The organism is Piscinibacter sp., from assembly GCF_050175855.1.
Lineage (GTDB): Bacteria > Pseudomonadota > Gammaproteobacteria > Burkholderiales > Burkholderiaceae_C > Piscinibacter.
In genome coordinates, this window is sequence record NZ_JBFXIO010000274.1 from 1 (window position 1) to 7,192 (window position 7,192).

Annotated in this window: 8 protein-coding genes; 1 reads left to right on the plus strand and 7 read right to left on the minus strand. The window is 71.6% G+C overall.

Features of this window, described 5'->3' with window-relative positions:
* A partial coding sequence (locus AB7U92_RS18505) for a sigma-54-dependent Fis family transcriptional regulator (protein WP_428580273.1) occupies window positions 1-1,182 on the minus strand: 1,182 nt, incomplete at its 3' end.
* A 233-nt stretch (window positions 1,183-1,415) separates the two neighbouring features.
* Here AB7U92_RS18505 and AB7U92_RS18510 point away from each other — a divergent pair.
* Window positions 1,416-1,844: a dihydroneopterin aldolase gene (locus AB7U92_RS18510; protein ID WP_428580294.1), complete on the plus strand. Its 429-nt coding sequence runs from the start codon at window positions 1,416-1,418 to the stop codon at window positions 1,842-1,844.
* Window positions 1,845-1,918: 74 nt separating this feature from the next.
* On the opposite strand, the gene fae is transcribed toward AB7U92_RS18510, so the two are convergent.
* From fae to AB7U92_RS18540, 6 genes are all read right to left on the minus strand, one after another.
* Window positions 1,919-2,428, minus strand: a complete 510-nt coding sequence (fae, locus tag AB7U92_RS18515) for a formaldehyde-activating enzyme (RefSeq protein WP_428580276.1) — start codon at window positions 2,426-2,428, stop codon at window positions 1,919-1,921.
* Between the two features lie 74 nt (window positions 2,429-2,502).
* A complete protein-coding gene (locus tag AB7U92_RS18520; RefSeq protein WP_428580279.1) occupies window positions 2,503-3,372 on the minus strand; it encodes a triphosphoribosyl-dephospho-CoA synthase in 870 nt (289 codons plus the stop codon).
* Complete coding sequence (locus tag AB7U92_RS18525; RefSeq protein ID WP_428580282.1) at window positions 3,369-4,304, minus strand: ATP-grasp domain-containing protein; 936 nt, start codon at window positions 4,302-4,304, stop codon at window positions 3,369-3,371. Before AB7U92_RS18525 ends, AB7U92_RS18520 begins: the two co-directional genes overlap by 4 nt.
* Window positions 4,305-4,314: 10 nt before the next feature.
* Window positions 4,315-5,319, minus strand: coding sequence for a methenyltetrahydromethanopterin cyclohydrolase (gene mch, locus AB7U92_RS18530; protein WP_428580285.1), 1,005 nt, complete (start codon window positions 5,317-5,319; stop codon window positions 4,315-4,317).
* Window positions 5,316-6,437, minus strand: a complete 1,122-nt coding sequence (locus AB7U92_RS18535) for an ATP-grasp domain-containing protein (protein WP_428580288.1) — start codon at window positions 6,435-6,437, stop codon at window positions 5,316-5,318. Before AB7U92_RS18535 ends, mch begins: the two co-directional genes overlap by 4 nt.
* Before the next feature lie 6 nt (window positions 6,438-6,443).
* Window positions 6,444-7,192: methylene-tetrahydromethanopterin dehydrogenase N-terminal domain-containing protein (locus tag AB7U92_RS18540; protein ID WP_428580291.1), on the minus strand; the 749-nt coding region annotated here is incomplete at its 5' end.

Genomic DNA, 7,192 nt, shown 5'->3' on the forward strand with positions numbered 1-7,192 from the left:
GGCATGCGGGCTGGCCTCGTGCACGGCGCGGGCGAAGACTTCCTTGCCCGAGCCGGTCTCGCCGCACAGCAGCACCGGGGTCTGGCGAGCGATGACACGGCGCGCGGTGTCCAGCGCCGACACCAGCCGGTTGTCGACGAAGGTCGCCCCGCCGGGCCTGGACGCGGCAACGGCACGTGCCGCCGGCTTGGCCGGCACCGGCTGCGGCAGGTCAGCGCTCGCGCCCGGACCGGGCAGCACCGGCGCCTTGGCATCCGAGGCCGGCCGGCGCGCCACCGCGAAGAATCGCAGTGCCGCATTGGCACGGTAGGTGACGACCGGATGGAACGAAGCCGAGGTGCTGCGCTGCAGCATGTCTTCCAGGGAGGTCTGGAAGAAATCCTCGATACGGCGCGCGCGGATGTCTTCCATCGACTGCAGGCCGAGCTGGAACAGCGCACTGCGGTTGGCCGCCAGGATGCGCCCGTCGTCGCCCACCGCCAGCTTGCCCTCGTGCAGCGTGTAGACGAACTCCGGCCGGCTGTGGAAGTGCAGCGGGTGGGCGTTGCGGTAGCGCGTGTCGATCAGCCGGTTCTCGATCATGCGCGCCGTCATGCCCAGCAGCACCAGCAGGTGCTGCTGCATCAGGCTGGAGCGGCTGGTGACGTCGAGCACCGCGGCGATCTCGCCCGACGGGTCGTACACCGGCACCGCCGAGCAGGTGAGCTGGGTGAACTCGTTGAAGAAGTGATCTTCCTTGCGCACCGACACCGGCCCGCCGGCGGCCAGGCAGGTGCCCATGCCGTTGGTGCCCATCGCAGCCTCGCTCCAGGTGCCACCGACGCGCAGGCCGAGCGGGCCGACCTCGGCGGCGAACTCCGGCGAGCTCACCATGTGCACGATCACGCCGTCGGTGTCGGTCAGCACCACCGCCGCCTCGGGGTCGGCGAGCTGCTGGTACAGCGTGGTCATCTCGTAGCGGGCGCAGGCGATGACGTCGGCGCGGCGGGCGCGGCGCTCCTCCAGCTCGACGCGGGCCACGAACGAGGGCTCGCAGGGCCGGGCCGGATCGAGGCGGTATTCGTTGAGGCAGCGGCTCCACGACTGCGCCACCGGGTCGTTGGCCTGCTGCTGCACGCCACTGCGCACCAGCTCCAGGATCCGGTCGGCATGCCGGTGGGCTTCACGCATCGTCAGGGTCATCGCTGTCTCCGGGCCGGGCCCCTAGAGGTTTCGGGAACAATTCCTGATTGTCGGCACGCGGCAGGCGCGTCCGCACCGGGTAAACCACGGTTGCTGTAACGTGGCGTGGGCCCGCAACTTGCACGCTGGGCGCGCTTGATCGCCCATCCAACGGAGACACCGCCTTGACCACCCTCAACGCCCTGAGCACCGGCTTCGTCGCCGCGCCGTCGGCCACGGCCGACGCCGCGACGCTGGACCTGATCTTCATCGAGGGCTTCACGGGCCAGACGGTGATCGGCATCCACGACACCGAACTGCACCGCCCGCAGCCGGTCGTCATCGACCTGCACGCCGGCCTGCTGCGCTCGCGCGCCTGCGACACCGACCGCATCGGCGACACCATCGACTACGGCGTGGTGCGCGAGCGGCTGCAGCGGCTGCTGGCCGAGCACAAGGTGCAGTTGCTGGAGGCGTTTGCCGAGACCATCGCCGAGATCCTGATCGGCGAGTTCGGCGCGCGCTGGGTGCGCGTGAAGGTCGTCAAGCCGCGCAAGTTCGACGACGTGCAGGCGGTGGGCGTGCAGATCGAGCGCTTCGCGCCGGCCGCAGAACCGGCGCCGCGGGGCGCCACCGTGCTGCAGCTCATCGGTGGCGGCATGGTGCCCGGCAGCCACCCATGAAAAAGCCGACCGGCGAACCGGTCGGCAATCTCAACCCTCTCTCCTGACGCACCCTCGCGGGTGCGCCGCTCTCTTCACTTCGCCTGGAACGGGTGGGCCACCGAGCCCTTCTTGGCCACCACTTCGGCCGCGGTGGGCGAGCCGGCGACGGCGCGCGCGATCGACTCCTTGGTGGCGCGGTAGTTGTAGTCCTGGATCTTCTTGTCGTCTTCGGCCAGCCAGTGGATGAAGACACCGACGCAGATGAACAGGTTGTCGGCCTCGGCCGCCGGGATGGTGCCGTCCTCGACGCTGTCGGCCACGGCCATGGCCACGCCGCGCTGGGCGGGGCCGAACATCTGCACGGCCTGCTTGGCGCCCTTGATCGTCACCTTGTTGAACATCACGGTGGCGGGCTTGGCCAGCAGGTTGGGGGCGACCACGGCCAGCAGGGAGGTGAAACCGTCCTTGTTGTTGGTCAGCGCGTTGGCGAACGCGGCTTCGGCGGCCGAGCCGCGCGGCCCGATGATCAGGTCGATGTGCGCAACTTCGTTGCCGTCACCGACGAGCGATTCACCAACCATCATGCGATCGATTTTTGCCATGGCGTTTCTATCTCCTGTGAATGATTCTGGGTCGTCGACACACTGGCCCGCGGCGCAGCGCGAGTCAGACGCTATCACGTTCCATGCCACGTAGGGCCGATCAGCCCGGCGAGGAACAGCGTCGCCACGGTGAGATCGGCGCTCGTCCCTGGGTTGATGCCCTGCGCCTTGAGGGATTCGTCCCAGGCGGCCAGGCCGGTGTCGCCGTCGGGGGTTTCGCCGGCGGCAATGGCCTGCGCCGCGGCCATGACAGTCTGTGCCACGGCCTCGCCGTGTTTGCGAACAATGTGTGAATCGGGAATGCCGCCGAGGTACCCCAGGAAAACCCTTTGCACGGCCCGTGCCGTGCCTGCATCGGCCGGTTCGCCCGCGGCGCCCGACATCAGGGCAAACCCGCGGGGCAGACGGGCCAGGCCGATGCCGAAGAGATCGTCGAAGCCGCTGGCGTACTGCTGCGCGATGCGGTCGCGGCCGGCGGCCAGCGCCATCGCCTCGCGCAGGCCGAGAGTGGGTTCGTCGTGCACGTCCTGCTCGGGCGCGTCGCCCAGGCCGCCGGGGTTCGCCTGCGCGATCGCCCGATAGGCGGCACGCGCATCGTCGACGTCGAGTTCGGCCAGCGTCTGCGCCAGGGCCGCGCGCATTGCCGCGGCACTGGTCCGGGCACCCTCGCGCTCGGCCGCCGCAGCGATCGGCGCGCACAGCAGCAGGATGCCGAGGTTGGTGTTGCAGCCGACAGCGCGCCAGGTGGCGGCCATGGCGTGCTCGATGCGCGAGCCCACCCTCTCGCCCTGCGCCAGCAGCGGCCCGGCAGCGGCCTGCGCGCTGGCCACGAACTGCGCGGCCTGCATGCAGTGCCCCGCGGAGAACACGCTGACGTTGCCGGGCTTGCGCACCGCCACGTCGAGCCAGCAGGCGCGCAGGAAGGCCTCGCGCGCCTCGGTCATGCGCGTCGCACGCCGCGTCGCGCGGCGGGCAGACAGCGGTCGAGCAGGTCGTCGACAAGAGCGCGCGCGATGTTGAAGGGTGTGACCCGCTGCAGGCCCTGCCAGGCCGCCACGCCGTTGACCTCGAGCACGCGAAGTCCGTCCTCGGAGCCCTCGGGCAGGATGTCGATGCCGGCGTACTCCATCTGCAGCGTGCTCCCGGCGGCCTCGGCAATCTCGCGCAGCGCCGGGGTCAGCACGGCCGGCTCGCAGCGCGCCCCCTGCTTGACGTTGTGCACCCAGTGCGCACTGACGCGCTTCATCGCCGTGATCGCGCGGCCGCCGACCACCAGCACGCGCCAGTCGAAGCCGGGCGACGAGATCGGCGCGATGAAGCGCTGCAGGTAGGCCAGCGAGCCGTAGGTGCCCTTCAGTGCCGGCAGCGGCACGTGAACGCCGTCGACGCAGCCGACGCGCTGCAGCCCCTTGCCCTGCGAGCCGAACAGCGGCTTGAGCACCAGCGTGCGGCCGGCGGCGCTCTCCCGCATCACCAGCCGCTGCGCCTGCGCGGCCGACTCCATCGTCCAGGTGGGCGGCGTGGGCACGCCGGCGGCGTGCAGCAGCAGGCTGGTCATGCCCTTGTCGACGCTGCGCTCGATGGCGCGCGCGTCGTTGTAGACCGGCACGCCGAGCTCGCGCAGCGCATGCAGGACGCCGAGCCGCTTGGTCACCTGTTCGAACGTGCCACCGGCGATGCCGCGCACCAGCACCGCGTCGGGCAGCTCGCTGCCGAAGCCGGGGATCACCAGGCCGTGCCAGGCCGCCGTGGTGTCGATGCGGCAGTCTTCCAGGTCGACGCAGCGGCCGACCGCACCACGCTCGCGCAGCGCCGCCTGCAGCTGGCGGGTGTGCCAGCCGACCTCATCGGTCGCAATCGCGATGCGCAAGCTCATGGCAACCGCCTCACGCCTCCTTCAGCCACAGGCCGCGCAGCAGCTCCATGTTCAGCGCGCCGCCGTGGAACGTACTGCCGGTATCGAGGTTGCTCACCCACACCTCGGCGGGCGCGAACAGTGCCGGGTCGATCTTGTAGAAGTCGTATTCCACCGCCTTGAAGATGTCGGCGAAAGAGCGGCCGTAGTCCTTCGAGTTGCGCGACGGAAGTTGCGCGGCGAGCTCGCGCGCAGCCTCGTCGCTGCCGCGCACCGACAGGTGCACGCGCCCGCCGTACAGGATGGCGTCGTTGGTGCGGCCCATCGCCTCCACGCCGTCGGGGCTGGGTGCGGGCAGCGGCGCGCTGGCCACGCCGTCGACCACCTGGTCGAGGCGGAAGCCGAGCTCGTGGGTCTTGTGCAGCGCCACCTCGAGCACGCGCGCCACCACCTGCGTGGTACCGGCCGCGCTGGTGGTGGGGGTGAGCACGATGGTCAGTCCCTCGGGTGCGAGGCCGCAGTCGCGCAGGATCTTCTGCACGATCACCGGCGGCGGCACGCGGTCGACCTCGAGCACGATCACGCCCTGGTCGGCACGGTCGCGGTAGCCCAGCTCGGTGTAGAGCTTCTCCTTGGCGGCGAGCGCACGCGCCGGGCCGGAGCCGAGCGAGAAGAATTTCTTGCCGCCGGTCTCCTCCTTGCTGGCCGCCAGGCTCCAGCCGGCGTACTGGCTGGCCAGGCAGGCCAGCACCGGCTGCGAGCTCGCCACCTCCAGCCAGCTCGGCCAGCCGTCGGCCGCGGCGGTCTTCAGCGTCACGCCGCCGAAACCGCCGAGGCAGATCTCGCCGACCAGCAGGCCCGCCGCGATGCTGCCTGGCGCCTCGATGCCGGCATCGACGATGCACGCGCCGCTGTCGTCGCGCCGCGCCGCCACGCGCAGCGCATCGGCCTCGCGCACCAGGCGCTCGACCCACGGCTGCACGTGGGCGTTGAGGCTGAGGGTGCAGCCGGCCAGGGCCGCGGGGTGGTCGCTCATGGGTTCGTCTCCAGAAGGGCTCGCACGGCAGCCCGCCGCGCGTCCAGTTGTTCGTTCATTCTCGCTTCGTCGGCGCCCTCGGCCACGACGCTGCACAGCGGATCGCCGGCGCCGATGCGCGAGCCGGCACGCGGCAGGTCGCACGCGCCGGGCAACGCCGCCAGCGCAGCGGCGCGAGCGCCGTCGATCTGGACGGCGCGGGCAGCGAACACGATCGCCAGTCCGCGCACGGGTACACCATCGGCCGGGGGCAGCGGCAGCACGTCGTGCTCGCAGGCCCGCAGGTGCGCCGCCAGCACGCCGCCGTCTCCGAGGCGGGGATACAGGGCGAGACTGGCCGGCGGCCGCGGGTTCAGCTCCAGCACCTCGATGCGCTCGCCCTCGAGCAGGATGTCGAGGCTGGCCAGGCCACGCACGTGGAAGACGCCGGCCAGCAGCCGCACGACGGCGCCGAGTTCGCGCCGCACGGCGTCGCTGACCGTGATCGGCCCGGCAATGTGCGTGAAGACGTACGGCCGGTCGCCGAAAGAGCGGCTGCCCTGGCGGTTCACGCCGAGCACGACCGCGTCGCGCCCGTTGGCGACGAAGGTGGCCGACATCGCCTCGCCGCGCCGCTCGCGCTGCCAGTACAGGCCAGGTCCGCCGCGGTCGGCCGCGCTCGCACGATGCACCTGCCAGCCGCCGCAGCCGCCGGCATCCTTGCGCAGCCAGCCCGCGGCATCGAGCGGCGGCTCGAAGGCGACCGGCGGGAAGCCGATGCCGTGGCGATCGAGCTCGCGGAAGAACACCTGCGGATCGCGCACGCGGCGCACGTCGACGGCGCCGGTGCCGATCAGTGGCAGCCTTGCCGCGGCCTGCTCCAGCAGTTCGGTACGCCCCTCGAAGCCGCTGCCGGCGATCCAGCCGCGCACGTCGCCGCGCCGGGCCAGTTGCCCGAGCGTGTCCAGCAGACGCTGGGCGTCGATGCGCAAGGCCCCGGCCTCGCCGATGTCGTGCCACTCCAGCGCGAGGTTCTGCGTGTCGGTATCGCCGAACACGTCGAGCGCCACGACCGGCACGCCGTCGCGCACTGCCGCCTCGGCCAGCGCGCGAGCGGAGAGTGCCGCCAGCGCCAGCACGCGCGCTCAGCCCGCCTTCGCGGCCGACTCGGCCAGGAACGCCCGCGCCGTGGCGAAGGCTTCGGCGAAGCCCAGCACCGACTTCGGCGCATCGCGCATCTGCACCAGCAGCCGGTGCTGCGTCTGGTACTTGACGTTGCCGATCGCCAGCGCGCCGATGCCCACGGCATCCGTTCCGGCCAGCGGCCTGGCGTCGTCCATCACACCCACGCCGGCCACGCCCTCGGGTGGCACGGCGTTGACGTCGGCAGCGACCATCAGCTTCTTCGCGAAGCCCAGGTCTTCGGCCGAGACGACCTGCACGCCGGCAGCCGCGCAGGCGAGGATCACGTCGGCATCGGCGATCGAGCTGCGCACCGCGGCGCGGTCGCCGCCGGAGATGCCGTGGATCGTCACGCCGAAGCGCTGGCCGGTCTGCTGCGCTGCTTCTTCCGCCACGTCGATGCCGTTGCGGCTGGACAGCGCCACGTCGGCGCCGGCCTGCGCGGCCAGCACGCCGGCGATGCGGCCCACCGGCCCGGTGCCGCCAAGCACGACCACGCGAAGCCCCTTCAGGCCTTCCGCACGCCGCTTCAGCAGCGCGGCTTCCACGCAGGCCACCATGGCGGCCGCGGTGGTGAAGGCGCCACTGGGGTCGGCCATCACCGAGACCACGAAGGGCGGCACCATGGCCTTGACCGACTGCTCCAGCATGTCGGCCGCCACCACCGCGTCGCGCCCGCCGATGAAGATGCCGGTGCGCGCCACGCCCTTGG